This is a genomic window from Streptomyces sp. NPDC059456, from assembly GCF_042750055.1.
Lineage (GTDB): Bacteria > Actinomycetota > Actinomycetes > Streptomycetales > Streptomycetaceae > Streptomyces.
This window is the reverse complement of record NZ_JBHYVA010001155.1, coordinates 1-1,112: the sequence shown is the minus strand read 5'-3', so window position 1 is coordinate 1,112 and position 1,112 is coordinate 1. Positions and strand designations below refer to the sequence as shown.

Below are 1,112 nucleotides of genomic sequence, written 5' to 3'. Positions count from 1 at the left end.
GCTCAGGTACCGGACGACCTCGCCGACCGGGAAGATCTGGTCGGCGGTGTTGCCGTCCTGCCTGAGCTCGCCGTTGACCCACAGCTTCACGTCCAGGGCCTGCGGGTCCACGACCTCGTCGGCGGTGACCAGCCACGGGCCCAGCGGGGTGAACGTCTCGCAGTTCTTGCCCTTGTCCCAGGTGCCGCCGCGCTCGATCTGGAACTCGCGCTCCGACACGTCGTTGACCAGCGTGTACCCGCCCACGTGGGCCAGGCCCTCCGCGGCGGAGGACAGGTGGCGGGCGGTGCTGCCGATGACGACGCCGAGCTCGGCCTCCCAGTCGGTCTTCACGCTGCCGCGCGGGATCAGCACGGTGTCGTCCGGGCCGACCACGGTGTCCGCGGCCTTGAGGAACAGGATGGGCTCGGCGGGCGGCTCGGCGCCGATCTCGGCCGCGTGCCCGAAGTAGTTCAGCCCGATGCCCACGATCTTGCCGATCCGGCCGACCGGCGCACCGATCCGCAGGCCCTCCGCGTCCAGGGCCGGGAGCTCCCCGGACGCCGCCGCGTCCCGTACCCGGGACAGCACGGAGTCGTCGGCGAGCAGGGCGCCGTCCACATCCGTGATCAGGCCGGACAGGTCCCGCAGGGTCCCGTCCTGGTCGAGCAGCGCGGGGCGTTCCGCCCCGGCCGGTCCGACACGCAGCAGCTTCATGGGCATTCTCCCGTGGTCGTGGGTGGTCGGCCCAGGGGCGAGCCCGGGCCTGCCGATGGGTTGCGGCCATCGGAGAATTGGTTGATCCTCCAAGATGGCCGCCCAATCCGCAAGACCCTGTTCACAGACTGGAACGCTCGCGCCTCTCGGTCGCCCCCGCAGCCTCCCCCGCAGCCGCCTCCTTGCGGTGCTGGAGCCAGGCCCGTTCGGCCACGGACCACGCGGTGGTGGTGACCAGGTACAGCCCGGCGGCCAGCGGCACCACGGCCGCCGTGATCAGCGTCCCGAACGACAGCAGCGGCAGTACGCCGCCGATCTTGCGCAGGGTCTCCTGCTGCTCGGCGCTCAGCTCGGCGGGGACCGCGCCGGGCTTGCCCTTGGCGCGGGACACGGCCGGTACGGGAGCGGGCGGTCTC

1 protein-coding gene and 1 pseudogene are annotated in these 1,112 nt (G+C 72.4%); both read right to left on the bottom strand.

The window, feature by feature from the left end; genetic code table 11:
• Positions 1-696: fumarylacetoacetate hydrolase family protein (locus tag ACFXA3_RS42885; RefSeq protein WP_385197035.1), on the bottom strand; the 696-nt coding region annotated here is incomplete at its 3' end.
• 121 nt (positions 697-817) lie between these two features.
• Positions 818-1,112 (bottom strand): annotated as a pseudogene (locus tag ACFXA3_RS42880) (hypothetical protein); the annotation flags it as partial.